This window comes from Sphingomonas sediminicola (assembly GCF_014489515.1).
Classification (GTDB): Bacteria; Pseudomonadota; Alphaproteobacteria; order Sphingomonadales; family Sphingomonadaceae; genus Sphingomicrobium; species Sphingomicrobium sediminicola.
The window spans coordinates 578,026-604,351 of the sequence record NZ_CP060782.1; the positions used below are offsets into that span (position 1 = coordinate 578,026).

Consider the following 26,326-nt stretch of genomic DNA (forward strand, 5'->3'; position numbering starts at 1 on the left):
AACTCGAAGAAGGAAGAGCGTATGCGGACGATCGTGCTTGGACTGCTTTTCGCAACCGCGGCCATGACGGCCTGCGCGCCCTCCAGCTCCGAAGCCAACAATCAGGCTCCGGCCGCTGACGCACCGTCGAAGCAATCCGCGGCGCTTTCACTGACGCGGCTCGACTGCGGCCATGCCGACTTCAAGGACATGAACGGCTTCTTCTCGGATCGTCCGGGCGTCTATCCGCCCGGCCCAGGCAAGGTCACGGACAGCTGTTACCTGATCCGCCACGGCGATCAGATCATGGTTTGGGACACCGGTTTGCCCGCCGAAACCAAGAACAAGCCGATGAACCAGAATGGCATGGTTGCCTCGATCGACCGAACGCTGGCGGACCAGCTCGGCCAGCTCGGTGTGAAGCCGGCAGACGTAGGCGTGCTGGGCATCAGCCACATGCACGGCGACCACATCGGCCAGGCAGCGCAGTTCACGAATGCGCGGCTGGTCGTGGGTAAGGGCGACTTTGAAAGGCTCGCCGGCAGGCCGGAGGATTCGCTCAAAGGCTGGCGCGGGGCCGGCAAGAAAGTGACGCTGGCGACAGCCGACGTCGACGTATTCGGCGACGGTAGCGTCGTCGCGCTTCACCTTCCGGGGCATACGCCCGACCATCTCGCCTTGCTGGTTAAGCTCGCGTCGGGACCGGTGCTCCTGACCGGCGACCTCTATCATACGACGATCGCGCGTCAGAAGCGGGCAGTACCGGGGTTCAATACGAGCCGGGAACAGACTCTCCAGTCGATGGACAAGTTCGAGAAGCTCGCAAAAGACACTGGCGCGAAGGTGATTATCCAGCACGAACCGAACGACATCCCGCTGCTTCCCGCTTTCCCGGAAGCGGCGAAGTAGGTGCGGGCTCTTCTCAGCCATGAGCCCGGCGGACCGGAAATTCTTCGGCTAGAAGAGCTTCCCGATCCGGAGCCGGGATCGGGCGAGATTCTGGTCCGCGTCCGTGCCGCGGCAATCAATTTTCCCGACGTCCTCATTATCGAGGATAAGTATCAGCTGAAGCCGCCCCGGCCGTTCGCGCCGGGCGGCGAGATTGCCGGCGAGATCGAGGCCATCGGTGAAGGCGTTCAAGGCTGGACCGTCGGCGATCGCGTCATCGCGGTCACCGGTTTCGGAGGCCTAGCCGAGAAGGTCGTCGTCCCGGCGCGCGCCGCATATCGGCTGCCCGAGGAACGCAGCTTCGAGGAAGGCGCGGCGCTGTTGCTAACCTACGCGACGTCCATCCATGCCTTGCTCGATCGCGGAAAGCTTCAGGCGGGACAGACTTTGCTCGTGCTAGGCGCAGCTGGCGGCGTTGGCCTTGCGGCGGTGGAGCTGGGCAAGGCTTACGAGGCGCGCGTCATTGCCGCTGTTTCCTCGGAAGAGAAGGCGCAGGCCGCGCGCGACGCCGGAGCGGACGAGGCAGTGGTTTATCCGCAGGGGCCGTTCGACAAAGATGGCCAGAAGGCGCTCGCCCAGCTCTTCAAGGAGGCGGTTGGGCCCGCCGGCGCGGACGTCATCTACGATCCCGTCGGCGGCGACTACACCGAGGCGGCGCTTCGAAGCATCGCATGGGAAGGGCGCTTCCTCGTGGTCGGTTTCCCAGCCGGCATCGCGAAGCTTCCTCTCAACCTGACGCTGTTGAAGAGTTGCGACGTTTGCGGCGTGTTTTGGGGCGCGTTTGCCGCCCGCGATCCGAAGGCCAATGCAGCGCACGTCGAAACTCTCTTCAAGCTGTGGCGGCAGGGGATGATCTCGCCGAAGGTCAGTGCGACCTATCCCTCGAACGGGCAGGAGAAGCGATCCGCGCGATCGCCGAGCGCCGCGTAATCGGGAAGCTCGTCGTCACGATCTACTAGCTAGGGCGTCACTTCGCGGACGCGGATCGGCCCTGGCGGCGAGCATAACGCGTTGAAGCAGGCCGGGGCGAACCAGAGCCTAGAGGAGCCCTTCGTCCGACCATCGTCGCGAGTACGCATGGCGTAGGGCTTCAGTCCGAGGATTTCGGCTTTGACCGCCGGCGTGAAGATCCGGTCGAAGTCGCTCTCGACCTCCCGACGCGAGCGGTAGGTCCTGGCTCCGCCTTCGGTGTTCACGGTGAGGGGAAATCCGACGAGCTTGCTGACTGCACGCCGGTCATCCGTCCTCAGTGCCGACTGCAGCCGCGACAGGAAATCGCCGTAGGTGTCGACTGTCACCAGCGGCGAGGACTTCCCGACGGCAACCTGCCGGTTCGCGCGATCCGATAAATCCGGTGAACGTATCCGCGACCCGGTTGCCACAATGTCCTGCGCGCCCGACTCAGCCGCATATCCTTCTCTCTCCGGCGCTGGAGCGGGCGGCGGTGGCGGGGGAGCCGGAGGAGGCGCCGCGGCCATTGCCGGCGCGGGCTCTTCATTGGCTACCTTTTGCGCGACTGGGGCCAACGTCATGGGCGCCGGACTGGGTTGGGCCTGTCGCGCTGCCGGCGCCTGTGGTTCGCTCGGAGCCTGATCGGCGACGGCTTGATTCTCGGAAGGCTCGAATGCCGCCAGGTTGTCCGCTGTGTCAGCCGCCTCCTGCGTCGGTTGAGCTGCTATTGAGGCGGTCGGTTGCTGAGGAGCTGGCCGCGGACCGTCGCGAAGCGTCGCGAGCGCAATCGGCAGGCCGACTACGGCTAACATTGCGGCCGTCGCGAGGGCACTCGCCGGGCCACGATGCGTGTTTGCCCATCCGAACAACCCCGGCCGCTCGCGTCCAGCCCGATCACGGGCCGTTTCCTCGACCCCGTCAAATTTCCGAAGCGCAGTATCGATCGCCGCTTGCCGCGCCGCGGGCCGCGGCGGCGGCGCCTTGGGCAGCAAAATGGGACCGTCGTTGCCGATCGCCATCTATCGCGGTCCATCGAAGAGCAGCATCGACAAACTCATAACCACAATCGCGGCCTCGTCGAAGGCGTCTTTTGGGCGGCCGCCGGCGCCGGGGGCTCGCGCCGGCGGCCACAAGCCCTAGCGCTCCAGCTGCGCCATGGTCTGGGCGCTCTTCGCGGCACGCACCAAACCGACAAACTCGGACCGGTAACCGAACTCGTCGGATCCCCGCGAAGCATTGGCGATCCTCAGCACGTCATCATAGCTGAGCGACCCGGTGTGCTTGCCCCGCGGAGCAATTCCGCGAATCCGGCGACCGCAGTCGCGAACCTTGCGTCGCGCGGTGCGGCTTCGAAGCTGCGGGCTTCCATGCGCCGGTCGATCGGCGTCGAGATCAGTCGGCTCGTGTCCGACTTCGGCAGCTTGTACCGGATTTTCACGAAGCCGATCTCGTTGCTTCGGCTCGCGATCGATGCCGCCGTCTTGCCGTAGCGCAGGTCGGTCATTGTCCGCGGACCGCCGACCGGAACGATCTCGTAGAGCGCCGTGACGGTCTGGCCCGACCCGACATCGCCCGCATCGACCTTGTCATTGTCAAAGTCTTCGCGGTTGAGTGCCCGCGTCTCGTACCCGATCAGCCGATACTCGGCGACCGCCGCCGGGTTGAACTCGACCTGGATCTTCACGTCCTTGGCGATGGGGAACAGGGTAGAGCTTGCTTCCTCGACCAGCGTCTTCCGGGCCTCCGCGACCGTGTCGATATAGGCCGCTATCCCGTTGCCGTTCTGGGCCAGTGTCTGCATCAGCGCATCGTTGTAATTGCCCATCCCGAAGCCGAGTACGGACAGGAACACGCCCTTGCCGCGCTCGCGTTCGATATAGCCTTTGAGCTCGCCTTGGTCGGTGATGCCGACGTTGAAGTCGCCGTCGGTGGCCAGGATGACGCGATTGACGCCGTTCGGGTCGTAATTCTCCTTGGCCAGTTCGTAGGCCTGGCGGATGCCCTCTGCGCCGGCCGTGCTTCCGCCCGCTCCAAGCCGGTTAATGACCGAGCGAATCTTTTCCTTCTGGCTGACCGGCGTCGGTTCGAGCGCGGTCCCGGCATCACCTGCGTAAGTGACGATTGCGACGGTATCGCGCTCGTCCAGCTCGTCGAGCAGCATGTTGAGCGACTTCTGCACCAGCGGCAGCTTGTTCTCCTCCTGCATCGATCCCGAGGTGTCGATCAGGAAGACGAGATTGGCGTGCGGCCGCGTGGCGCGTTGCACCGAATAGCCCTTGATCCCGATGCGGACGAGCTTGCGGCCCGGCGACCAGGGACTGGGGAACATTGCGACGTTGGTGCTGAACGGCTGCGCGGTGCTCGCCGGCGGCGCATAGTCGTAGGTGAAATAGTTCACCATCTCCTCGGTGCGAACCGAGGCCGGCTGCGGCAGGACATTCTGGTTCAGCGAAGCGCGCACCCAGGAATAGGACGCGGTGTCGACGTCGATCGAGAAGGTCGAGACCGGGTCTTCACGCGCGATCTTGAACGCGTTCTCGACGAAGTTCGTGAACTTGTCGCGGCCGACATCGTGATAGGGCGGTGCCCAGATTCCAGGCGCCCGCTGCATGGCAGGAGCTGGCGGCGGAGGCGGCGACGGCAGTGTTCCGACGCGGAATTGACCCTCGGCCTCCAGATTTCCGACCTTAATGCGCGAGCCGGTCACGACCATGTCGTTTGCTTTATTGTCTTCGGCGACCGGTTCCTGTTGCACCGCGTCAGCCGTCTCGACTCCGCGCCCTGCGCATGAAGCGAGCAGAAGTGCTCCCAGCGCCAACCCGACGGGACGGTATGTGCACCCCATGAAAACCTCCCTCAAAACCAGCGGGCAAGATTGCTCGCCTGATCCTGAGACGTGCGTTCCCGGGATTTCCTTTGAGGGGTCTCGAAAAAATCTTCCTAGGTGTCGGTTTCCCCGGCCGCCGAGAGGATCCGGCGCACCTCATGCATGCGCCAGGAGACCGTCGCTTCCGCAACTTTGAGGATCGCAGCGGCTTCCGCATGGGAGAGCTGCTGCCCGGCGACGAGCACCGCCGTGTCCCTGAGCGCGGGCTTCAACTTGGCGATTGCGCTCTTCAGCCAGATTGCATCGTACAGGTCGCGGCCGTCGGGGGCCGCTGCGATCCCCGCGAGTACCGCCATCTTCTCGGTGAAGAGTCGAAAAGAGCCGCGCCTACGCCGCCAATCCCGGCAGGCGTTGAAAGTGATTCCGATCAGCCAGGTCGTGAATTTCGCTTCGCCGCGAAAGCTTCCGATCTTCTCGACCAAGGTGCAGCAGACGTCTTGGGCGATGTCGTCGGCATCCGCCCGGGATCCCGTCAGATGCCAGGCGAGCCCGTGGATCCGGTCGTAGTGCCGTTCCAGCAAGGCGGCGAACGCCTCGCGGTCGCCCGCGCACGCGGCGGAAACGAGCTTGAAATCTGGATCGCTGCCGATTTCCCCCACCCGTAGCCGCCCGCGATGACCCTCTCGCCGACAGGATTATTACAAAGTTGCCCTGACGGAATAGCTGTTTGGGCTGCTATGCGCGTTGCCTCAACGGCCTATCCCCTTATTTCGCGGGTCAAACAAGCAAGGGACACCAATGACCCAGTTCAACGATCGCGAGCGCGCCTTCGAAACCAAGTTCGCGCACGACGAGGAAATGAAGTTCCGGGTGCTCGCCCGCCGCAACCGCCTCCTTGGCGAATGGGCGGCGCGCAAAATGGGCCTGTCGGAGGTCGAGGGGCAATCCTACGCCAAGGACGTCGTTCGTGCGGACTTCGAGGAAGCCGGCGAGGAAGACGTCATTCGCAAGGTGCTGGGCGACCTCACCGCGGCCGGTATCGAGACCAGCGATGCGGAAATCCGCCAGACGCTGGAGCACAAGACGGTCGAGGCCAAGCGCCAGCTGATCGAGGCACTCGGAGGACAATAATCGTGCCGATGGCGGCAAGCGACATTGAACGGCTCATCCGCGAGGCCATTCCCGACGCCGAAGTGACGATCAGGGACCTCGCGGGCGACGGCGACCATTATGCGGCCCGGGTGGTGAGCGCGAGCTTCGAAGGGCTCCCGCGAGTCAGGCAGCACCAGCGCGTCTACGCTGCGCTGGGCGGACGTATGGGCGGCGAATTACATGCGCTGCAGCTCGAAACGGCAGCGCGACAAGGAGAAGAGTAATGAGCGATGCAAACAATCGCATCGGCGAGATCGTGAAGAGCAATGAAGTCGTGCTGTTCATGAAGGGCACGCCGTTGTTCCCACAGTGCGGCTTTTCGAGCCGTGCGATCACCATCCTCGAGCATCTCGGCGTCCCGTTCGAGAGCGTCGACGTCCTCCAGGACCCGGAGATCCGCCAAGGCATCAAGGAATTTTCCGACTGGCCGACGATTCCGCAGCTCTACGTGAAGGGTGAATTCGTCGGCGGATCCGACATCATGCTGGAGATGTTCCAGAGCGGGGAGCTTCAGCAGCTGATCGGCGCCGAGGCGAGCTAAACTCGGGACAAACAAAAAGGGACGGTGAGCGGGACCAGAATAACCGCTGCACCGTCCCTTTCGTTGGCGTGGGACCAAGTGGACCCAATAATGTAGCAACCGCCGTGCCAATTCGAATAAACGGCAGAAAACTGGTATTTTCTGAATTTTCAGTCGGGGGCGTCCGATCAAATGTGTAAAATGCTCCGACAATTTGGAGGCCGAACTGCGGTTGGCACTTTGTCGCTCCGTCTGTGTTGGACATGTCCATGAGCCGCGACGATCCTGAAATGACCAACCCGTTTGAGCCCGAGCGCCTGATTTGCGACCTTACGCAGAGCTGGTCGGAGGTCGGCGGCGGCGTCGGGACCTATTTGCGTCACAAACGGAGCCACATTCTCGGCAAGACACAGCACCGCCATCTCCTCATTGTCCCGGGTCCCGAGGACGCGGTGAAGGAAGAGGGCAGGGCGATCACCGCGACAGTCCGCTCGCCGCGAGTGCCGGGGAGCCCGAACTACCGCCTCATGATACGCAACGGTGCGGTGCGTGAGTTGCTCGAACGATTCCGTCCCGACCTGATCGAATGCCAGGACAGCTACAACCTTCCGTGGGCGGCGATCGCGCATCGCAAGCGCTTTCCGGAAACTGCATTGGTCGGTGGCTATTTCACCGACTTTCCCACGGTTTATGTCGAACGTCCCTTCTCCAAGGTCATGGGCGACACCTTGGCCGGCGCGGCAGGGCGACTTTGTTACCGCTACTGCGGCCATCTCTATCGCCGGTTCGACGCGGTGTTCGCGCTTAGTGAGAACGGCGGTGCGACGAAGCTGCGGTCCTACGGGGTCGAGAATGTCGGCATCGTTCCGTTGGGCGCCGAGCTCGGCGATTTCGGCCCGTCGCGGCGCGACGACAGACTGAGGCGTTCCCTCGGCGTCGGCGAGCAGCAGCCCCTGCTCATTTACGTCGGCCGCCTCGACCTGGAGAAGAAGCCGCAGATCGTCGTCGACGCTTTCCGAAAGCTTCCCGAAGCCCTGGGCGCCCGGCTTGTCCTCCTCGGCGAAGGGCCGCTCCGCGAAGATATTGCGGGGCTCAACAATCCACGGATCGTGACTCCCGGGTTCGTCCGCGACCGCCAGCAGCTGGCACGCTGGCTCGCCAGCGCCGACATCTACGTATCTGGAATGGCCGACGAGACCTTCGGTGTCTCGATCGTCGAGGCGCAGGCATCGGGACTCCCGGTCGTGGGCGTGGAAGCAGGTGCAATGGTCGACCGCGTAACCGATGAGATTGGCCGCCTCGGTCCGGTCGACGATTCGGACGCAATGGCGGCCAACATCCTGTCGATCTGGAACTCGGATCGCGGACGGATGAGCGCGATCGCGCAGGCCGAAGCTCGCCAATATAGCTGGGATTCCAGCATGGCCGCATTGTTCGGCCGTCTCTACCGCCACGCGTTCAAGGCGAGCGTCGAGCGGCAGTTGCAGTCGCGCGAACTCGCCCGTCACGCCTATCTCGGCGTGCCGGCCGAGTAACCCGCCCCTTTGCCGGTGACGGCGTCCATGGCAGAGCGGTCCCGTGGACGCCCCTACGAACTCCTTGAGACGCTTGAACCCGGCATCGCCCGGGTGCTCGCGCACAACCCTTCGGCGTTCACTTATTACGGCACGCAGACCTACCTGGTCGGCGAACAGGAAGTCGCGATCGTCGATCCCGGCCCTGATCTTTCCGATCATGTCGAAGCCTTGATCCGGGCGATCGGGGGACGCCGCGTTGTCGCGATCATGTGCACGCACACGCATCGCGACCACAGTCCGGCGTCGCGTGCGCTGGCAAATCTGACGGGCGCCCCGATCATCGGCTGCGCACCGCTGGCGCTGGAATCCGTTGGGCCGCGCGCGGACGCCGCGTTTGACGGGGAATACACACCGGATCGAGTGCTTCAGGACGGCGAAAGCGTCGAAGTCGATGGACGTTCGATCGTCGCCGTCGCCACACCGGGTCACACGTCGAACCACTTATGCTTCGCGGTTGGCGGCGCGCTCCTGACCGGCGACCATGTGATGGGCTGGTCGACGACCGTCGTCGTTCCGCCCGATGGTGAAATGGCGGCCTACATGGCCAGCCTCGACAAGCTTCGGCAGCGCGAGGACCGCGTGTTTTACCCGGCGCATGGCCCGCCGGTGACCAATCCGCAGCAATATGTGCGCGGTCTGATGGGTCACCGTATGCAGCGCGAGAAACAGATCCTTCGGCTCGTCGGCGAGAAGGCACGCGACATTCCGGATATCGTCGCGAAAGCCTATCCCGGCCTCGATCCGAGGCTGGAGACTGCGGCGGGTGGTTCGGTTCTCGCGCATCTGCTGGACCTCGAGAAGCGCGGGCTCGTTGTGCAAAGCGAACAGCAATGGACAAGAACCTGAGGATCACGCCGAAACAGACAGCGATAGCTCTCGTCGTCTTCGTCCTCGTCGCTTGGGTCGCGACCTGTCAGTGGCGCGCTTCCGAAGAGCGAAGACGGGATGAGGAAATCGCAACCGCAGAAGGGCTTGCACAGGTCGTATCAAGCACGTTCGCGGGCCGAACGGATCTCAAAGTGTCGAACGTCAGCGGGACCATTGACGTCACCAGCGTCAACCACGGGACGATCTTCAATTCGAAGATGAAGGCCACCTTGCCTTATTCGGTCGACTACTTCGTCGATCTGTCCGGGCTCGGTGCCGATGACGCACGCTACGATCCGCAGACGAAGACCTTGATGGTAAGGATTCCGGACGTTCGGGTTGCCGAGCCCCATATCGATTTGACCAAGGGCAAGGTCGGCGATGCGGAAGGATTTTGGGTGTCGCGGAGAGCGAGCGCGAACCTCGTCAATCGAACGCTCAAGCTGACTCGCGAAAAGGCCGCGCAAAACGCCCGCAAGCCGGAGTATCTCGATCGCGCCAAGCAGGAAGCACGGGAACGTATCGCAGCGCTCCTTGACCTGCCCCTCAAGACCACCCGGTATGACGACGTAAAGGTGGTGGTCCGATTTGCGAGCGACGAAGACGCCGACGATCCTTCCTATCTGGACCTCTCGCGACCATATAATGAAGTGATCGCGGAGGCTGAACGCAGAAGGGCTGTCGAGGGGAGTAGATGACGATTCAATCGCAAAGCCTGAAGGGTATCGATCTCCTCGCCGAGATTGAGCGGCTGAAGCGTGAGCGCAACGCCGTGATCCTCGCGCATTATTACCAGAAGCCCGAAATCCAGGACCTTGCGGACTTCGTCGGTGATAGCCTCGATCTTTCGCGCAAGGCCGCGGCGACAGATGCCGATGTTATCGCTTTCTGCGGCGTCCGCTTCATGGCCGAGACGGCGAAGATCCTGTCTCCCCAAAAGACGGTGATCCTGCCGGACATGGACGCCGGCTGCTCGCTTGAGGACAGCTGTCCGCCCGACCAGTTCGCTGCCTTCCGGGCCGCGCACCCGGACCATATCGCGCTGACCTACATCAACTGCTCGGCGGCTGTGAAAGCGCTCAGCGACATTATCGTCACCAGCTCGTCGGCAGCGGTCATCCTCGACCAGATTCCGAAGGACCAGAAGATCATCTTCGGCCCTGACCGGCACCTCGGCGGCTATCTCGCCCGCAAGTTCGACCGCGACATGCTCCTCTGGCCGGGCGTGTGCATCGTCCACCAGGCGTTCAGCGAGACCGAGTTGCTGAAGCTCAAGGCCGAGTACCCGGACGCCCCGGTTGCGGCGCATCCGGAATGCCCGCCGCACATTATTGACCACGCCGACCATGTCGGCTCGACAAAGTCGATCCTGGACTTCGCGCTGAGCTCGCCGGCCAAGACGATCCTCGTCGCGACCGAGCCGCACATCATCCATCAGATGGAGAAAGCGGCGCCGGACAAGACGTTCATCGGCGTTCCGGGCGGCGACGGGAACTGCAACTGCAACATGTGCCCGTACATGGCGCTCAACACGCTGGAGAAGCTCTACGTCGCGCTCCGCGATCTCCAGCCGCGCATTGAGCTCACGCCCGAAATTATGGACCGCGCGCGCGTGCCGCTCGAGCGAATGCTGGAGATGGCGGGCCGGACAGTCGGGCAGGGCGACGTCGGCAAGCCGATCATCGATCCGAGGATCAGCGGCGACTAGGTCGCGACGCGAGCGATCCCCTCAAGCGTAACCGCATTATTATTGGGCAAGGTCGCGCAGCCGATGGCGGTGCGCGCGTGGCGGCCTTTCTCTCCAAGCCGCTCGACGATCAGCTCCGATGCAGCGTCGATGACCTTGTGCACCTGAGTGAAATCGTCCGTCGCGTTCACCTGTCCGCGAAGGAGCAGAATGCCGCCGATGTTCGCTTCATCTTGCGCGGCGATCGACAGGACGGCGAGCAGGTTGGCGGCAGCGCGGCGTGCCGCTTCGCGCCCGTCTTCCAACGATAATTCGGCCCCAACCTTGCCGGTGATCATCGTTCCATCACGCGCGGAGCTGATGGCGGACAAGAAGACGAGGTCGCCGAACTTGGTGAAGGGCTCGTACAGCCCGACCGGATCGGGCGGCGCCGTCACCCGGCGAGCCGCATCCAAAGCACCGCGACGTACATGAAAATGTTCATGTAAGCGGTCGAGGAGAAGCCGGGAGCCCGATAGAGCGGGCGGATACGATAGCCGATCCAGAAGATCGTCCGGCTAATCACGAACGTGATTGCGACCGCGGGAACGTAACTGATCCGATCGATCGGCAAGCTCACCGACAGCGCGGTAATGCCGACCAGGAAGCAGACGAATTGCTGCAACGTGTTGTCGGCAACGCGACCGTTGACCACCATCTTCTCGCTTTCCTTGCCGAGCGTCGGATCGATCGCTTCGCTGAGGAAGCGCTCGTTGCCGACGGCGACGAGCATGAAGAACAGCGGCAGCACCGCAACGACCGACCACCGCAAGGCATAGGCCAGCCGGTCGCCATTGTTGTCGACGACGTGCGGCTCCGGAAAATATGTTGCAATCGCCCAGACGAGCGCGACCATTCCGACGACGCCCGAAAGCGCGCCGATCGCGACGGTCTTCTGATCCTTGGTCATGTGCCGGCCCCCGCAAGCAGGCCGGCTTCATAGCACAACTGCTCTTCCGTCAGGAGGAGCGGGTCGCCTCGGCGTTGACCGTCGCGCCGGCCGGATGGTGCTTGTCGAGATGGCGCTTGATGATCCGCAGGTTGCGCGTGTTCGACTGGAAGAAGAAGTCCGGAATCGCGCCAACCCACGGGATTAACCCGAGCAGCCAGTCGACGCCAACATTCCCCGCCATGCGCGTCATCTGCCACTTGGTCATGCCGAGATTGCGCGCTTCCCAGGTCATGTAGGCGCCGAGCACCGCGCCTGCGGTGCTACCCGCGATCGGCACGAGATCGAGGATCACATCCAGACCGACCGCCTTCTTGGTCCCCGGGATGACGAACAGGCGCTCCATGATCTTCTCGAGCGCTTCGACCCGTTGCCGCACCGACGCCGGATCCGTTCCGAGGTGGCGTAGCGGCGATCTCTTGTCGGTCATTCTCCGCGCTCCCGGCCCAGTCGCTCGCCAAGCGACGTCAGCGTATGAAGCGCGAAACGGTTGGTTGCGAAGCCTTGCACGCGATCGGAAACGAGCGACCAGCGAATCGGAGCCGTCAGCGAGATAAACAACTGCTCCTCGTCCATCCGCTGGCCGGCCTGCGCGAGAAGGGCGTTGCGCTGTGCGGCGACCGTCGCGACCCGTGCGCCCTCCAGCAATTTGTCGGCTTCCGGATCGCAAACGGGAACTTCGCCACAGCGGAACGAGCGAAGATACCAGGCCGGCGAGATCGACGGAGCCACGGCGTCGAGCAGCCTGAAGTCCGCTGCCCGTCCGGGAGCCGCGGCCTCAACCGTGATTCCGAGCGCACCCCAGTCGCTTGCCAGCCGGCTCAGCAGAATTTTTGCTCCGGGAGAATTGGGCAGTTCGATCCGGATGACAGGCTTGTCGAGCCGCCCGAACATCTTTGCCGCTCTTGAGGCGAGATCCGCGCGTCGCTGGTCGATCGGCGTAGCCATCCATTGCGGCACGGCTGGGTCCGCAAGCCCATCGAGGCCGGGCTCGAGCAGCGTTGCCCTTGGCAGCAGGCCGGGCACGTTCAGTGCGTCGATGATCGCCTGGCGGTCGATCGCCTGGCTCAACAGCCGACGGATCTCCGGATCGGCGGCGGGGCCGCTCGCCCGCGCCGGGACCAGCCCGAACAGGCCGGCCGCGGGGTCGAACCGAAGCGCGTTCTTCGGCATTTCGTCCGCGCGCGTGTAGGGCAGGTCCCCGAACGTGCCGCCAACCACCAGGTCGGTGTCGCCTTTCAGGAAAGCCTGGACGGCCGCGGCGGCCGGCCTGCCGGACAGGGTCACTTCTTCCCGCGCGGTCGTTTCCTCATCCTCGTTGGAGGTAGTTCTCACCAGGTTGAGCGCATTGGGCTTGCTGTCCTCGGCGATCTGGAACGGTCCGGTCCCGACCGTTTCGCGGACGATTGCGAATTCGGGTTGCGCGAGGAGCTGGAGCAGATGCGGGCGCGGCGCCTTTAGGCTGATCTCGATGACCCGGTCGGTCATCGGGACGATCTCCTCGATCGCGCCCAAAGTATCTTTGAGTGAATTTTTGCTCCGGGCCGTGACCTGGCGGCGAAGCAGCCGCGCAACTTGCTGCGCAGTGATCCTGCGCCCGTCCGGCCATTCCGCCGTCTGCAGCCGGAAAATGTAGCTCAGCCCATCGTCGGTGACGTTCCAGCGCTCTGCGAGGCCAGGGACGATCTGACCGGAGGCATCAAAGCGAACGAGACCTTGCGCGACGTTTGCAAGAAGCACCGACTGCGGCTCGGTCAACGGACCGTTTGACGGGTCGACGATTGTCGGAGGATCGCCGATGACGACGACCTTCGTCTCTCCGCGGTCCGCCCTCTGGCAGCCGGCGACCGAAATGGCCGCGAGGATCAGCGATGCCGCAGCACAGGCGCGGCGGAATAACGGCAACCGCATGACTGCCGTTTAGCTGTAAGGCCGCATTCAGCAAATCTCTGGATATACCCGCCCGACTGTTTTAGTAATGTAAGTCACCTGAGGTTTTGCGGGTTCGGGAACGAGCGTGGTCGATAATGAGGGGATCTGGAGCCGCGGCGGCTCCAACGTCGAGGATCTGCCGGATCCCTTCGCGCCGGCCGGTGCACCACCCCGTGTCGGCCCCGATGGCCTTCCGCAGGAAAAGCCCAAGCGCCGGCGGCGCTGGCCGCTCGTGCTGTACGCAATCTCGGCAGTCTTCTTCGTCACCCTCATCTGGCTGATCGTGACCGCTCCCTTGTCGCGAGCGCTCGAGCCGCTCGATGATCCGGCGATCCTGCTCGTTTCGCAGGAGGGACAGCCGATCGCCCGCCGTGGCGCGATCAAGGAAGCGCCGGTCGACGTGACCAAGCTCAACAAGCTCACCCCCGCCGCTTTCGTCGCGATCGAGGATCGCCGCTTCTACAGCCACTGGGGCATCGATCCGCGCGGGATCGGGCGGGCCTTGGTCGCCAATATGCAGGCTGGCGGGGTCCGCCAGGGCGGCTCAACCATTACCCAGCAGCTCGCGAAGACGAGCTTCCTGTCTTCGAACCGGAGCATGAAGCGGAAGGCGCAGGAGGTGATCATCGCCTTCTGGCTCGAAGCCTGGCTGACCAAGGAGGAAATCCTCTCCCGCTACCTCTCGAGCGTCTATTTCGGCGACGGCGTGTACGGGCTACGTGCCGCCTCGAAGCATTATTTCGGCCGGGAGCCGGAGAATCTGAGCCTCGCGCAGTCGGCGATGCTTGCCGGTGTGGTCCAGGCTCCGTCGCGGCTCGCGCCGACGAACAATCTCAAGCTCGCGCAGGCGCGCAGCAAGCTCGTCCTGAACGCAATGGCGGACACCGGCGTGATCGGCCGCGGGCGGGCAAAGGCCACGTGGCCGGCTCGCCCGATCTATCGCTCCTCCAAGATTCCGACCGGAACATATTTCGCCGATTGGGTGGCGCCCGAAGCGCGAGATGCATTCGAATCCGACTTTGGCGAAGTAAAGGTGAAGACTACCCTGGATGCGGACCTCCAGCGGCTCGCGGTTCGCGCCGTTTCCCGGGCAGCGACCGGCGACATGCAGGCGGCTCTCGTGGCCATGCGTCCCGACGGCCGCGTCGTCGCGATGGTTGGCGGCAAGAACTACGGTGACAGTCCGTTCAATCGCGCAACGCAGGCGCGACGGCAGCCGGGATCGGCCTTCAAGCTGTTCGTCTATCTCGCCGCCCTCCGCGCTGGCTGGACGCCCGACAGCAAAATCGAGGATCGGCCGATCACGATCGATGGCTGGACTCCGGCCAACAGCGACGGTGTCTATCGGGGTGAGATTACCCTACGCGAGGCCTTTGCCCGCTCGAGCAATGCGGCAACGGTACGTCTTTCTGAAAGCGTCGGCCGTGCAAACGTTCTTCGGGCAGCGCGCGAGCTCGGCATTACGACTCCGCTGCCGAACAGTCCGAGCGTCGCGCTCGGGACAGCGGGTGTGAACCTGCTCGAGCTGACATCGGCCTACGCCGCCGTCGCCAGCGGGCGTTATCCGATTCGCGCGCGAGGGCTTCCCGCTGACGAGGAGGCCGGGGGCTTCTCCGGGCTGCTTCAGGGCGGCGGGCGAATGGACAACCGTCGCGACTGGGCGCCGATGCTCGACCTTCTCTATGCGGCTGCCAACAACGGCACCGGCCGGCGCGCCGCGCTTGCGGTGCCAACGTTTGGAAAGACAGGAACCAGCCAGGACAATCGCGACGCCTTATTCGTGGGTTTCGCAGGGAATCTCGTGGTCGGCGTCTGGGTCGGCCGCGACGACGACAAGCCGCTTGGCCGCAATATCAGCGGCGGGACGGTCCCGGCGCAGATCTGGCACAATTTCATGGTCTCGGCCGTGGCGGTCGACGGTCGAGCCGGGCCGCCGCTACCTGGCGAGTTCAAGATCCCGAGCAGGTCAGGCCGCGCAAGGAGCGCGAAAGCCCGCTTCCAGAGGAATGGAGCAAGGGAGCCGAGCCCTTGCGAAAGGTTCTTCGCGAGATTGAGAAGCTATTCGAATGACGCGAAATAATTAACTTTTGGAAACTTGTCCTTTTAAGTCTTTTTCAACCCACGGCTTCTAATTCTGCTGTCAACCTTCGCGGGACTGCGAGGGTGGAGGAACGACGAGTTCCCGGGAAACAAGGACAGGAGACCAGAGATGTTCAAGCGCTTCGTCAAGCTGATGAACGACAGCAAGGGTGCAACGGCCATTGAATACGGCCTGATCGCAGCTCTCATCGCCGTTGCGGCGATTGGCGCGATGCGTGGTATCGGCACCAAGCTGAACACGACTTTCGGTAACGTTTCGAACGCTCTCTAAGAGCTGTTTTCGAAAAGTTCGGGCGGCGGCGTCGAGAGGCGCCGCCGCTTCTTTTTGTCGGTTAACGCGCGCTAACCTGCGCGCTTAATGCTTTTTCAACTCCCCGCGCCCTAAACCCATGGCTGACCTACGCAGCGTCTGCGGGTTGGGTGCGTGTCAGTCCCTAGTGGACCCAGGAGATCGGAAATGTCGAAGTTTCTGAAACTGATCAAGAATGAGAAGGGTGCCACGGCCATCGAATATGGTCTGATTGCGGCCCTCATCGCGGTTGCAGCGATCGGTGCGATGCAGGGCATCGGCACCAAGCTGAACACGACGTTCGGCAACGTTTCGAACGCTCTCTAAGAGCTTCAAACGTACCAAGTGAGCGGCGGCGTCCTCGCGGACGCCGCCGTTTCTTTTTTCAGCCTACCAGGCTTCGCGCATCCGTTCCCGATCGTACGCCCGGCTACGGTCGGACCCGATGTCACGGCGATCCTGCCAGCGCTCGTTCCTGTCCCAGCTGCCGGAACGCTTCAGCTGATCCTCAGTCATGTCGACGTGATAGCCGCTGAGCCGCGTGTCAAACTTCAGCTGATCCCATTCGATCGGGAAGTAGCGGTCGTCGAGGCCCAGGAAACCGCTGCTGTACTTCAGCACCGCGTAAACGACGCGCCCGCGGAACTTGTCGACCATGAAGTTATGGATCGACCCCAGCCGCTCTCCGTTGCGGGCGTAGACCGGAGTGCCCTCCACCTTGTTCGAGGAGATAAGCCGCTCGGTCTCGTCGGTCGGAATGCCGCTCTTGTAATCGTCGGACCCGAACGAGCGATCGTTACGATAGCGACTCCGACTGCCAGAAGTTTCATCGCCGAGCAGGCTTCCCCAGCTTCCTGAGCGCCGCCGCATTCTCGGTTCGTCTCGCTCTCCGCCGAAGAAGGCGCGATCGGAGCCGCGGTCCCTTTCGTCGAAGTCCCGATAGTCGCGTTCGCGGGTCATGAAGTCGTCGTCGCGCCAGTCTTGACGAGGCATGTTGTCCTCCTTTTCTCTTGCTGGATCTGGCTAGGTAGCCCGTTTGCGAACCGCCACACCCTTCAGAATCAATGACTTGAGACGTTTGCCGTTCCGCCACCGGTCGCGGGGCAGGGGCCTGCTGTCGATTGCCGTAACGCGCGCGGCTATACGCGGGTCATGGCGGGAATTTCGGCTATGTCCGCAATGGTGCTTGGGAGAGCGGGAGAGCCGCTGGCCCTGGAATCCCGGCCTATCCCCAAACCGGGGAATCACGAACTGCTTCTGGAAGTGGCCGCCTGCGGGGTTTGCCGGACCGATCTGCATGTCGCGGACGGCGACATTCACGGGCCTTTGCCGATCGTTCCCGGCCACGAGATTGTCGGACGAGTGATCGAGATCGGCCCCGAGGCCGGCGACTTCGCCATCGGCGATCGTGTCGGAGTCCCGTGGCTCGGAGGGACGTGCGGACACTGTTTCTTTTGCCTGGGAGGGCAGGAAAATCTCTGCGATGCGCCGACCTTCACCGGCTTCAGCCGGGACGGTGGGTTCGCGACCCATGTTGTCGCAGACAGCCGCTACTGCTTTCGGTTGCCGGAATCGTTCGGAGACGTGGAAGCGGCGCCATTACTGTGCGCTGGCCTGATCGGGTACCGCGCGCTCAAGCTTGCGGACAACGCAGAGCGTCTCGGTTTCTACGGCTTCGGAGCGGCTGCCCACATTCTCGCGCAGCTGGCCGTCTGGCAGGGCAGGCGCGTCTTCGCCTTCACGAAAAGCGGCGACCAGAAAGGCCAGGAGTTCGCCCGCTCGCTCGGCTGTGAATGGGCCGGCTCCTCGAACGAGAACGCTCCCGAAGAGCTGGACGCGGCGATCATCTTTGCCCCGGTTGGACCGCTCGTCCCGCTGGCGCTGAAGCGGGTCCGCAAGGGCGGGCGCGTCGTTTGCGCCGGGATCCACATGAGCGACATTCCCGGCTTTCCCTACGAGGACCTGTGGGGCGAGCGATCCATCCTGTCGGTCGCCAATCTGACCCGGACGGATGGCATCGAATTCCTCGAACTCGCCGGGAAGGCGCCGATCCGGACGCAAACCACGGTGTTTCCATTGAGCAAGGCGAATGAGGCCTGGACCGACTGCGAAGAGGAGAACTCGAAGGGCGGCGGTTCTGTTGCCCTAGTGCCTCATGTGCGCTTTCGACCCATTGCGGACATTTGAATCGCTCTCCTCAGCCCAAGCAAATCTCGCGCTCGATGCCGACCTTGTCGAGAAACGAGCGGTCGTGGCTGACTACGATAAGAGCGCCATCATATCGTGAAATCGCGTATTCCAGAGCCTCGATGCTGGATACGTCCAGATGATTGGTGGGCTCGTCGAGCAGCAGGAGTTGCGGCGGCGCGGAGCCCATCACGCACGCCAGCCCAGCCCTCAACCGTTCTCCGCCGCTGAGAGAGCTGGCTAAGCGCAGCGCGTCCTGATTGCGGAACGCAAACCGCGCCAGCACGCGATGCGCGTCATGGTCCGAAAGACCTTGCCAACGCTTCACATTCTCGAGCAACGAGCGATCGTCGCGCAGCAGGCTGACATGCTGGTCGAGATAGGCATGAGGAACGCCAGTCCGCACGGCGCCTCCGCTGGGCTCAAGAGCGCCGGTGATTAGCTTGAGGAGACTGCTCTTCCCCGCCCCGTTCTTTCCGTGGATCGCGACGCGCTCGGCGCCGGTCATGCTGAAGCTGAGCGGGCCCAACAAGTGGCGGTCGCCGATCTGGAGCACGACCTCCTCGAGCGATAGAACGACCCGGCTCGCCGGTAGCCCGGACGTGGGGAGCGAAAAGGATAACGGCGTTATCCGGTCCAGCGCGGCCCGTGCGACGTCACGCGCCTGGTCCGCTTGGCCGACGCCGCGGGCCACGACCCGCTCGGAGCGGCCCGCCGTCGCCTCCGCGCGACGCTTGGCGAGTCCCAACGAGATCTTTGGCGCGCTTCCGCTGGCGGCGTAGGCGCGGCCTCTGGAGTCGCGGCGCGCCTGCCGCTCGCGTGCCGATTGAGCCGCCCGTTTGGCCGCGCGAAGCTCGGACTCCGCGCGCTCGGCTGCCTGTTCGGCGCGGTCGCGCTCAGCACCGCGCATCGCCTCATAGGCGGACCAGCCGCCCCCAACCACGCGGATGCCGACCGGCGAAAGCTCGACGATGCGGTCCATCTGCTCCAGCAACGCGCGATCGTGGCTGGCGACAAGCGCTCCGCCGCTCCAGTTCGCAAGCATTGCCGACACGGCTTGCCGGCCAGCCGCGTCGAGATCGTTCGTCGGTTCGTCCAGCAGGATCAGGTCCGGCCCCTCCAGCAGAAGCCTTGCGAGCGCGAGACGCATTCGCTCGCCGCCGCTGAAGCTGGAAATCGGCCGATCGAGCGATGGCGAACCAAGTCCGACGCCCGCCAGCGCCTCGCCGATGCGCTGAGGCAAGAGCCAGTCGGCGGCGGCGAAATCCTCCGCCGTTCCCTGTCCCCGCTCGATCCGGTCAAGACGTGCTAGCGGCTCCGCCACCCGCAGAAGGTCTGCTGCGCGGCCGGATCCCTGTTCAGCGATCTGGCGCAGCGCTCCTATCTTTCCTCCGACCGAAATCGAGCCTGACCTCGGCCTCGCTCCCTGGACAATCGCCTGGAGCAGCGTGGTTTTTCCGGCCCCGTTCCGCCCGACGAGACCCACGCGCTCGCATCCGAGCGCCAGGGTCAGATCGGAGAAAAGCAGCCGCCCGTCAGGCGAGGAGAGCGAAACGGAGTCGAGAGTGAGTAAAGCGGACATGAGGAACCCGGACAGACATGGAGGGCAAGGTGGTGCGGCTCCGGTCCTGGTTCATCTCTTCCTCCGAATTTCAGCGCGCGTGCCTACAGAGCGCATCTCCGCTAGGCAAGGCGAACAAGATAGTCGGCCAGCGTCCACTTTCGACCCATTGCGGACATTAGAGTACCCCGGCGGCCACTCGCGCGCCGAAGCGGTCGTCGTTGGGTAGCCTTTCCTTTCCTAACCGTAGTTAAGTGCGACGGCTGATGACCGCGAACCGCTGCAACTTAACTAAAGACAAGTTGCTGGCGCACGCCGTTGGTGAGACACGGCGTCCGCGCTGAATGCACGTGACCGGTGTCGCGGAGTTTGGCCCCGTGCATCCTCGCAAGAGGAAGGGGCTATCATGCTCAACCGGCATCGAATCTCGCGCCGTGTCTTGTTGACCGCAATTTCCACGACGTCTTTGCTCGCCATCGGCTCGCCGACTTTCGCAGCGCCAATCACGAAGCACGCAGGCGTCGCAAGCATCAGCATCTACGCGACCGGCTTCAACAATCCGCGCCAGCTCAAGTTCGGTCCGGATGGCAATCTCTATGTTGCCGAGGGTGGTCCAGGCGGCACAGGTTCGACCGTCGGGCAATGCGACCAAGTCGTCTTTCCGGTCGGTCCGTACAAGGGAAGCGCCACGGGCGGCCGAATCTCAAAGGTCGTCAATGGCGTGCGTACGACGGTGACGGACCGCCTTCCCAGCAGCTCCGCCAATGAAATCATCGGTGGTGACGTCGAGGGCGTCGCCGACATCGACTGGATCGGTAACACTCTGTACGCGCTCGTGGCCGGTGGGGGCTGTTCGCATGGAATCGCCAACCATCCGAACGGCATCTACCGAGTGAGCAGTAATGGATCGACGACCCTGGTCGCCGATCTTGGCGCCTACCAGCAGTCGAATCCGGTCGCGAACCCGGAAGCAGATGACTTCGAGCCCGACGGCACGTGGTACAGCATGATCTCGGTGCGGGGGGCACTCTATGCGGTTGAGCCCAACCACGGCGAACTCGATAAGATCACACCAGATGGTAAGATTTCGCGCGTCGTCGATATCAGCGCGAGTCAGGGTCATATCGTTCCAACGGCAATTGCCCAGCATGGCGTGTTCTACGTTGGCAACCTGAACACCTTCCCGATCCAGACGGGCTCTTCCAAGATCTTGAAGATCACCCCGTCCGGTCAAATCGACACGGTCGTCTGGGACCTTACCACGGTTCTTGGCGTCGCCTTTGACAATCGAGCCCGAATGTACGTTCTGGAGATGACGGTCGGAGCGCCGTTCCCGACGCCGGGGACGGGCCAAATCGTACGCATTACCGGATTCGGGAAGAAAGAGCTGATAGCAGACGGGCTGGTGCTTCCTACCGGCCTGACCATCGGTCCTGACGGCGCGCTCTACGTCTCAACCAAAGGTCTGGGTTTCGCACCCTCTCTGCCAGAAGGACCTGGGGAGGTGCTAAGGATTGTACCCGGTTGATCAAGCCGGTCCCTCGGACGGAAATGAGGCCGGAGCTACGTCCGCTTTCCACCCAAAGCAGACATTAGGCCGATAAGGAAAAAGGGCGCCGATGAAAGCGCCCTTTTTTATCCTGTATCAGAAGGATGGTGGAGCCGAGGGGGATCGAACCCCTGACCTTCGCAATGCCATTGCGACGCTCTCCCAGCTGAGCTACGGCCCCGATCCTTCACGCGCCTTAGGCGAAGTTTTCACGCCTGAAAACGGGGAATTTGGCTTCCCCGGGCGCGACTTTCTAGCTTTCGTCGTCTTCGGAGACGGGCTCGACGCCAAGATCGTCGTCGCCGGTGTCCAGGTCGACTTCCTCGTCCGCGCTGGGCTCTTCTTCCTCGTCGACTGCCAGATCCTCGGCCTCGAGGTCCTGGTCGGTCGCCACTTCCTTTTGCTTCGCCTCAACAGCCTCGAACGGCATCGGCTGCTTGGACTTCAGCACGGGCTCGGGAACCCATTCGGTGCCGCATTCAATGCAATGCACAGGCTCCTCGTTGCCGAGATCATAGAAACGGGTCGAGCACTTGGGGCAAGTGCGCTTGGTGCCCCATTCGGGCTTCACCATGTGGGTCTAACTCCAGTCAAATTCAGGTGGCCGCGAAACGGCGGCAGCGTTCGGGCGCGCGCCTTGCCATAGGCTATCCGCCCTGTCAAAGCGCCCGCTTGAATAGGAATTTCGGAATTCAGGACGGGTCGCGCAAGGGGTTCGTCATTGCCGTCGACGGACCGGCTGCAAGCGGCAAGGGCACGATTGCCCGCGCGCTCGCGAAGCATTTCGGCTTGCCCCACATGGACACGGGCCTTCTCTATCGGGCCGTGGCTCTGAAGATCTGGCGCTGGGGCGGCGATCCGAACATCGAGTTCGAGGCGCTCCGGGCGTGCGACAATCTCGGCTTCGACCCGGACGACGAAGAGCTGCGGAGCGAGCCGATATCCCGGATCGCTTCGAAGATTTCTTCCTATGCCTCGGTTAGGGATGCCCTGCTTCAGCGCCAGCGCGATTTCGCCGCGCAGGAGGGCGGGGCAGTGCTCGACGGCCGGGATATCGGTACGGTCATCGCGCCTGAGGCGGACGTCAAACTGTTCGTGACGGCCAGCGCGGAAGTCAGGGCCCAGCGCCGCGTGCGCGAGCTGCTGGAGCGCGGGATGCCGGGCCATTACGATGACGTGCTGCTGGACATCCGTGCTCGCGATGAGCGCGATGCCACGCGCGAAATCGCACCGCTCCTCCAGGCTCAGGATGCGGACCTTCTCGACACCAGCGACCTTACCGCCGAGCAGGCCATTGCGGAGGCTATCCGGCTGGTCGAGCACAAGCTCGCGAACGCCTGAACTCCGTTTGACTCTCCTGCTGTTGAGGCGCAGCACGTCCGCCGGCGCGTTCGGGGGAATTCTGCGCCGGTAGTGCTCCCCACCTGCGTCCATTCGAGCAGGGGAAAGCCAATGAAATACTTGATGAAATATGCGGCCGCAGCGGCGGCAGGGGCAATCGCCGCGACGTCAATTGCCTATGCCCAAGCCGCGAGCCCACCTCGGGCAATCATCTCCATCTATCATGCAGCGCCCGGACATCAGCAGGCGCTTCTTGAGTGGCTCGCTCAGCAGGACCGCATCGCAGCGGCTGCGGGCATTCCGGCGAGCCAGATCTATGCGCACACTGATGGCGACAGCTGGGACTATCTGATGATCGCTCCTGTGACGACCGATGCCCAGGATCAGGCCGCCGACGCCGCCGCTGCGAAGATGGGACTGCCGAGCGGGCCGAAAGTGGGCCTCGAGCTCCGCAAGCACATCCAGTCGCATACGGACACCTACGTCGTTGGGCCGCTGACGGCTGCCCAGATGCTCGATCGCTTGAAATAAGGGGAAGCCGGAGCGCCCGGTTTCGGCCGGGCGCCTTTCCTAGAATTTCATCGAAAGGCCGATGGCCGCCCGTTTGTTGCGCTTGGGCGCCATGTTCTGCGGCACGTCCCCGACATATCCGCGCATCTTGGGCGAGGTCTGGAAGATGCCGAGCCCGAGCACGGTGCCGCGCGCAATTTCCTTGCCGGCGATGATCCCGCGCCGCTGCTGCCAAATGCCATTGGGCTCGGCATAATCGATGACGGGGAACGAGAAACCCCGCCTCGCGATCTGAATCGGAGCTTCGCCGCCGACCCGCGAAAGAGAAGAAAGCGCGCTGGTGTTGGAGCTGCCGGCGGGCTCTGCGGCCGCCGGGGCGGTGCACGCGACTGTCGCTACAACTGCCAGGATCCTCAAGCGCGCCATGCGCGATCCTCCATCCATCCCGCGGATAAACCACTGGTCGGGAAAGAGAGTTCCTCAAGAGTCTGCAGTGCAACGTTGCGGGACACACGTCCGCCGCATGAGCGTCACGAGCAAAGCGATATCCTCCCCTCGGGACTCGCTCGCGAATCCCGGCTTCCGAAGGAAATTGAGCAGGATTGGATCAGTCATGCAATTGTCGAACTTCTACCGCCAATCGTGGGATCGCGCGGACGAAGGAAAGCGCGGGCTATTGCTGGGGACGCGCCAGCAATTCAATGTGCGGCGCGATGCCCGTGCTTCTCCCGACTGCCTGACGACCGCCTACGTGGCGCGGTTGCGAGAGATCGGCGACATCATTGCTGGTCGGAAGTCGCGTTAGGGCTTGCGCCGAACCGCCCACACCAGCGCCGAGACACTGCTGATCAGTGCCGCAATCGCGAGCAGGGCGGGCGGATCGAGAACGAGCACTCCGGACCTCCTTTTCAGAGCCCGACACCGACTCCGCGCGCCCTTGTTCCCTATATGTTCCATATCTGCAATAGGAAAATTCCTAGCGCCTAAGTAGCAGAATTTTCACCTATGTTCGGTAATTCCGGAGCGGTGGACTGAGTGAAAAGAGGCCAGGACGTGCCGGATTCGAGGAGCAAGGCTGTGAGGATAGCAAGCAGCCATTTGATAACCAGCTGCGCCACCGCGGCGGCAATCATCCTGTTTGTCGCGCTCGGCAGCCAGGTCGTGCCCGCGGCCTTCGATGGCCTGCAGGTCCAGGCCCACGACAATGCGCTCTCGGTCGCATTCATCCTCAACATCGCCATCATCCTGTTCGGCTGGCGGCGCTCGAAGGATTTGAAGGAAGCACTCGATGCCTATGACAAGGCAGAGCGGCTGGCGGAACGCAACGCCAATACCGATCCTGCCACGGGCCTCGCCAATCGCCGCGAGCTGATGAGCGCGCTGGAACTCTCGCTGGCGGCGAAAAGCTCGGGTGTGCTGCTCCTGCTCGACCTCGACCACTTCAAGCGTGTCAACGACCTTCACGGTCACCTTGCCGGCGACAAGCTGCTCAAGATCGTCGCCGATGCGCTCGTCGACGAAGCCCCGGCGGACAGCTGCTGCGCCCGCATCGGCGGGGACGAGTTCGCAATCCTGCTGGACGGCGCGAGCGCCAAGGAAGCCGAGAAGGTCGCGCAGGGCATTCTGTCGCGGCTGTCGAAGCCCGTGGACCTGGGCACCGTCCGGGTCTTCGTTTCCGCTTCGATCGGCCTGTCGCAGGTCCGCAAGCTTCAGAAGGAGGAGGACGTCCTGCGCGAAAGCGATTTCGCACTGTACGCCGCCAAGCGTGCAGGCCGGAACTGCTTCGCCTGGTTCGATCCGGAGCTTGAGCGCGAGCTCACCGACCGTGTGCAGCTGGAAGAAGACATTCGCAGCGGCATCGAGAACGGCGAATTCGTCCCGTTCTTCCAGCCGCTGATCGACCTCACCTCTCGCGAGCTCGTCGGGTTCGAGGCGCTGGCCCGCTGGCGTTCGCCCACCCGCGGATTCCTGGAGGCCGAGACTTTCATCGAGGCGGCGGAGAAGACCGGCCTCATCGGCCCGCTGACCATCAGCGTGGTCGAGCAGGCGCTGAAGGAAGCGCGGGACTGGCCGCCGCACCTGAAGATCGCGATCAACGTCTCGCCGGTGCAGTTCCGCGACCCGCAGCTCGCCCAGCACATCATGAAGGTGGTGACCGAGGCCGGTTTCCCGGCGCACCGCCTGGAAGTCGAGATCACCGAGGCGTCCCTGCTGGAAGACCGCGAGCAGGTGCTGGCGACCATTGGCAGCCTGAAGAATGTCGGAATCAGCATCTCACTCGACGATTTTGGCACCGGCTACGCCTCGCTTTCCCAGGTCAACACGCTGCCAATCGACCGCATCAAGATCGACAAGAGCTTCATCAGCACCATCGTGAAGAGCGAGCAGACCGCGGCGATCGTCAACACGATCACCAGCCTTGGCCACACGCTCAATGTTCCGATTACCGCCGAGGGCATCGAGTCCGAGCAGGTGCGTAACGAGCTCGGCAAGTATGGCTGCGCGGAAGGGCAGGGTTATCTGTTCGGCCGTCCGCTCTCCGCCGATACCGTCCGCACGTTCCTTGATATGAAGGAGCGCAACGACGGCCGCGAGTCTCCTTCCGAAAGCGAGGAAGAGGCTCGCCCGAAGATCCGCCGCAGCTGGTAAAGGCGGCCCCCTCCTAGGCCGCCTTCTCCCCGCCGCTCCACTGCTTGACGCGCCGTCCGCCGCACCACAATTCCTTGACCGTCTCGCCATGCCCTTCGGCTTGACGGATGGCGATCGCGTCATCTTGTGCGGCGAACCCCTCGACCCGGCCGAAGCGACCCCGGCGATCGAGGAAATATAACCTGTAGTACGGCACGGGATATCTCCAGCCCGGAGCGGAGGTCATCCCGCTTCGGGACCCGTCCAGAATCGGCCCGAAATGGTTAACGAATTCTTTCTTTCGGAGCTATCTAACTGACTTATCCACCGTTTTAGCGAGCAGTCCGCCTTCCGCCGGCCGATGCCTGGCCAAGACTCCGGTTCGAAATACAGTTGTAATAGCTGATCCAGTCGATGCGCCCGGTCCGCCGGAACGAGGCGCGGCGATTGCAGAACTGCACCTTCCACGCGGGCGGCTTGTTCTTCTTCACGAAGCCGAGCGAGCGTTTCATCGCCCGCTGCTGCTTCTCGATGCAGCTCTCCTGCCACTGGCAGACGAAGCCGATGTTCAGGAAGACGGGATCGCGAAGGGCGGAAGCTTCGCATCGGCGCCCGACCCGGCGAACGCCAGGGCGACGGCAATGCCAACCAGCGGCAGCTTCATTCAGTGTCCCTCGACCACCCGGCGCGACCCGGACCCGACCATAACGCGCCAAGCCGGACATCGTCAAAG

General features: G+C 63.4%; 29 protein-coding genes, 1 tRNA gene and 2 pseudogenes. 18 read left to right on the forward strand and 14 right to left on the reverse strand.

What is annotated here, in order from left to right:
* Positions 1–21: 21 nt before the first annotated feature.
* Together H9L14_RS03215 and H9L14_RS03220 are read left to right on the forward strand one after the other, a co-directional pair.
* A complete protein-coding gene (locus tag H9L14_RS03215) occupies positions 22–888 on the forward strand; it encodes an N-acyl homoserine lactonase family protein (protein ID WP_246444388.1) in 867 nt (288 codons plus the stop codon).
* Positions 889–1,886, forward strand: a pseudogene (locus H9L14_RS03220) (NADPH:quinone oxidoreductase family protein).
* Here H9L14_RS03220 and H9L14_RS03225 read toward each other — a convergent pair.
* The 3 genes and pseudogenes from H9L14_RS03225 to H9L14_RS03235 form a co-directional block, all read right to left on the reverse strand.
* On the reverse strand, positions 1,887–2,897 hold the full coding sequence (locus H9L14_RS03225; protein ID WP_187709202.1) for a hypothetical protein: 1,011 nt from the start codon (positions 2,895–2,897) through the stop codon (positions 1,887–1,889).
* A 117-nt stretch (positions 2,898–3,014) separates the two neighbouring features.
* A pseudogene (locus tag H9L14_RS03230) lies at positions 3,015–4,723 on the reverse strand (vWA domain-containing protein).
* 95 nt (positions 4,724–4,818) lie between these two features.
* Positions 4,819–5,364 carry an RNA polymerase sigma factor gene (locus tag H9L14_RS03235; protein WP_187709203.1) on the reverse strand — a complete coding sequence of 182 codons (546 nt, stop codon included), beginning with the start codon at positions 5,362–5,364 and terminating at the stop codon, positions 4,819–4,821.
* 139 nt (positions 5,365–5,503) lie between these two features.
* Between H9L14_RS03235 and H9L14_RS03240 the strand changes: the two genes are divergently transcribed.
* The 7 genes from H9L14_RS03240 (at position 5,504) to nadA (ending at position 10,529) form a co-directional block, all read left to right on the forward strand.
* Positions 5,504–5,836 (forward strand): DUF1476 domain-containing protein, encoded by a 333-nt coding sequence (locus H9L14_RS03240; RefSeq protein WP_187709204.1) that lies wholly within the window; start codon positions 5,504–5,506, stop codon positions 5,834–5,836.
* A gap of 2 nt (positions 5,837–5,838) precedes the next feature.
* A complete protein-coding gene (locus H9L14_RS03245) occupies positions 5,839–6,081 on the forward strand; it encodes a BolA family protein (protein ID WP_187709205.1) in 243 nt (80 codons plus the stop codon).
* Positions 6,081–6,398, forward strand: a complete 318-nt coding sequence (gene grxD / locus H9L14_RS03250) for a Grx4 family monothiol glutaredoxin (RefSeq protein ID WP_187709206.1) — start codon at positions 6,081–6,083, stop codon at positions 6,396–6,398. The genes H9L14_RS03245 and grxD overlap by 1 nt, the downstream gene beginning before the upstream one ends.
* A gap of 248 nt (positions 6,399–6,646) precedes the next feature.
* On the forward strand, positions 6,647–7,912 hold the full coding sequence (locus H9L14_RS03255) for a glycosyltransferase (RefSeq protein WP_187709207.1): 1,266 nt from the start codon (positions 6,647–6,649) through the stop codon (positions 7,910–7,912).
* A gap of 27 nt (positions 7,913–7,939) precedes the next feature.
* A complete protein-coding gene (locus tag H9L14_RS03260) occupies positions 7,940–8,800 on the forward strand; it encodes an MBL fold metallo-hydrolase (RefSeq protein ID WP_187709208.1) in 861 nt (286 codons plus the stop codon).
* Positions 8,785–9,519: a DUF4230 domain-containing protein gene (locus tag H9L14_RS03265; RefSeq protein ID WP_187709209.1), complete on the forward strand. Its 735-nt coding sequence runs from the start codon at positions 8,785–8,787 to the stop codon at positions 9,517–9,519. Before H9L14_RS03260 ends, H9L14_RS03265 begins: the two co-directional genes overlap by 16 nt.
* Positions 9,516–10,529, forward strand: coding sequence for a quinolinate synthase NadA (gene nadA, locus H9L14_RS03270; RefSeq protein ID WP_187709210.1), 1,014 nt, complete (start codon positions 9,516–9,518; stop codon positions 10,527–10,529). Before H9L14_RS03265 ends, nadA begins: the two co-directional genes overlap by 4 nt.
* Here nadA and H9L14_RS03275 read toward each other — a convergent pair.
* From H9L14_RS03275 to H9L14_RS03290, 4 genes are read right to left on the reverse strand one after another with little or no spacing between them, the layout of a single operon-like run.
* Positions 10,526–10,945: a RidA family protein gene (locus H9L14_RS03275; RefSeq protein ID WP_187709211.1), complete on the reverse strand. Its 420-nt coding sequence runs from the start codon at positions 10,943–10,945 to the stop codon at positions 10,526–10,528. The genes nadA and H9L14_RS03275 overlap by 4 nt on opposite strands.
* Positions 10,942–11,457 carry an MAPEG family protein gene (locus H9L14_RS03280; RefSeq protein ID WP_187709212.1) on the reverse strand — a complete coding sequence of 172 codons (516 nt, stop codon included), beginning with the start codon at positions 11,455–11,457 and terminating at the stop codon, positions 10,942–10,944. Before H9L14_RS03280 ends, H9L14_RS03275 begins: the two co-directional genes overlap by 4 nt.
* A 49-nt stretch (positions 11,458–11,506) precedes the next feature.
* Positions 11,507–11,926 carry a DUF4112 domain-containing protein gene (locus H9L14_RS03285; protein ID WP_187709213.1) on the reverse strand — a complete coding sequence of 140 codons (420 nt, stop codon included), beginning with the start codon at positions 11,924–11,926 and terminating at the stop codon, positions 11,507–11,509.
* A complete protein-coding gene (locus H9L14_RS03290; RefSeq protein WP_187709214.1) occupies positions 11,923–13,407 on the reverse strand; it encodes an ABC transporter substrate-binding protein in 1,485 nt (494 codons plus the stop codon). Before H9L14_RS03290 ends, H9L14_RS03285 begins: the two co-directional genes overlap by 4 nt.
* 106 nt (positions 13,408–13,513) lie before the next feature.
* On the opposite strand from H9L14_RS03290, the gene H9L14_RS03295 reads away from it, so the two are divergent.
* The 3 genes from H9L14_RS03295 (at position 13,514) to H9L14_RS03305 (ending at position 16,144) form a co-directional block, all read left to right on the forward strand.
* Positions 13,514–15,508, forward strand: coding sequence for a transglycosylase domain-containing protein (locus H9L14_RS03295; RefSeq protein WP_187709215.1), 1,995 nt, complete (start codon positions 13,514–13,516; stop codon positions 15,506–15,508).
* Positions 15,509–15,637: 129 nt separating this feature from the next.
* A complete protein-coding gene (locus H9L14_RS03300; RefSeq protein WP_187709216.1) occupies positions 15,638–15,799 on the forward strand; it encodes a Flp family type IVb pilin in 162 nt (53 codons plus the stop codon).
* 186 nt (positions 15,800–15,985) lie between these two features.
* Positions 15,986–16,144 carry a Flp family type IVb pilin gene (locus H9L14_RS03305; RefSeq protein ID WP_187709217.1) on the forward strand — a complete coding sequence of 53 codons (159 nt, stop codon included), beginning with the start codon at positions 15,986–15,988 and terminating at the stop codon, positions 16,142–16,144.
* A gap of 63 nt (positions 16,145–16,207) precedes the next feature.
* On the opposite strand, the gene H9L14_RS03310 is transcribed toward H9L14_RS03305, so the two are convergent.
* A complete protein-coding gene (locus H9L14_RS03310) occupies positions 16,208–16,810 on the reverse strand; it encodes a PRC-barrel domain-containing protein (protein ID WP_187709218.1) in 603 nt (200 codons plus the stop codon).
* Positions 16,811–16,969: 159 nt separating this feature from the next.
* On the opposite strand from H9L14_RS03310, the gene H9L14_RS03315 reads away from it, so the two are divergent.
* On the forward strand, positions 16,970–18,004 hold the full coding sequence (locus H9L14_RS03315) for a zinc-dependent alcohol dehydrogenase family protein (RefSeq protein ID WP_343070219.1): 1,035 nt from the start codon (positions 16,970–16,972) through the stop codon (positions 18,002–18,004).
* A gap of 10 nt (positions 18,005–18,014) precedes the next feature.
* On the opposite strand, the gene H9L14_RS03320 is transcribed toward H9L14_RS03315, so the two are convergent.
* Positions 18,015–19,586 (reverse strand): ABC-F family ATP-binding cassette domain-containing protein, encoded by a 1,572-nt coding sequence (locus H9L14_RS03320; protein WP_187709219.1) that lies wholly within the window; start codon positions 19,584–19,586, stop codon positions 18,015–18,017.
* Between the two features lie 385 nt (positions 19,587–19,971).
* Here H9L14_RS03320 and H9L14_RS03325 point away from each other — a divergent pair, with 385 nt between their 5' ends.
* On the forward strand, positions 19,972–21,093 hold the full coding sequence (locus H9L14_RS03325) for a ScyD/ScyE family protein (RefSeq protein ID WP_187709220.1): 1,122 nt from the start codon (positions 19,972–19,974) through the stop codon (positions 21,091–21,093).
* A gap of 126 nt (positions 21,094–21,219) precedes the next feature.
* Here H9L14_RS03325 and H9L14_RS03330 read toward each other — a convergent pair.
* Together H9L14_RS03330 and H9L14_RS03335 are read right to left on the reverse strand one after the other, a co-directional pair.
* A tRNA-Ala gene (locus H9L14_RS03330) sits at positions 21,220–21,295 on the reverse strand.
* A gap of 72 nt (positions 21,296–21,367) precedes the next feature.
* Positions 21,368–21,688, reverse strand: coding sequence for a TIGR02300 family protein (locus H9L14_RS03335; RefSeq protein WP_187709221.1), 321 nt, complete (start codon positions 21,686–21,688; stop codon positions 21,368–21,370).
* 98 nt (positions 21,689–21,786) lie between these two features.
* On the opposite strand from H9L14_RS03335, the gene cmk reads away from it, so the two are divergent.
* Positions 21,787–22,455, forward strand: coding sequence for a (d)CMP kinase (cmk, locus tag H9L14_RS03340; RefSeq protein WP_246444392.1), 669 nt, complete (start codon positions 21,787–21,789; stop codon positions 22,453–22,455).
* 111 nt (positions 22,456–22,566) lie between these two features.
* Positions 22,567–22,986, forward strand: coding sequence for a hypothetical protein (locus H9L14_RS03345; RefSeq protein ID WP_187709222.1), 420 nt, complete (start codon positions 22,567–22,569; stop codon positions 22,984–22,986).
* Between the two features lie 39 nt (positions 22,987–23,025).
* On the opposite strand, the gene H9L14_RS03350 is transcribed toward H9L14_RS03345, so the two are convergent.
* Positions 23,026–23,391 carry a hypothetical protein gene (locus tag H9L14_RS03350; RefSeq protein ID WP_187709223.1) on the reverse strand — a complete coding sequence of 122 codons (366 nt, stop codon included), beginning with the start codon at positions 23,389–23,391 and terminating at the stop codon, positions 23,026–23,028.
* 187 nt (positions 23,392–23,578) lie between these two features.
* Between H9L14_RS03350 and H9L14_RS03355 the strand changes: the two genes are divergently transcribed.
* Entirely contained in the window at positions 23,579–23,770 is a 192-nt protein-coding gene (locus H9L14_RS03355; protein ID WP_187709224.1) for a lysozyme inhibitor LprI family protein, read from the forward strand.
* Between the two features lie 272 nt (positions 23,771–24,042).
* Positions 24,043–25,614: a putative bifunctional diguanylate cyclase/phosphodiesterase gene (locus tag H9L14_RS03360; protein ID WP_222949907.1), complete on the forward strand. Its 1,572-nt coding sequence runs from the start codon at positions 24,043–24,045 to the stop codon at positions 25,612–25,614.
* A gap of 13 nt (positions 25,615–25,627) precedes the next feature.
* Here the strand turns inward: H9L14_RS03360 and H9L14_RS03365 are convergent, their stop codons facing one another.
* On the reverse strand, positions 25,628–25,810 hold the full coding sequence (locus H9L14_RS03365; protein WP_222949908.1) for a hypothetical protein: 183 nt from the start codon (positions 25,808–25,810) through the stop codon (positions 25,628–25,630).
* Between the two features lie 115 nt (positions 25,811–25,925).
* On the reverse strand, positions 25,926–26,318 hold the full coding sequence (locus tag H9L14_RS03370) for a hypothetical protein (RefSeq protein ID WP_187709227.1): 393 nt from the start codon (positions 26,316–26,318) through the stop codon (positions 25,926–25,928).
* Between the last annotated feature and the right edge of the window lie 8 nt (positions 26,319–26,326).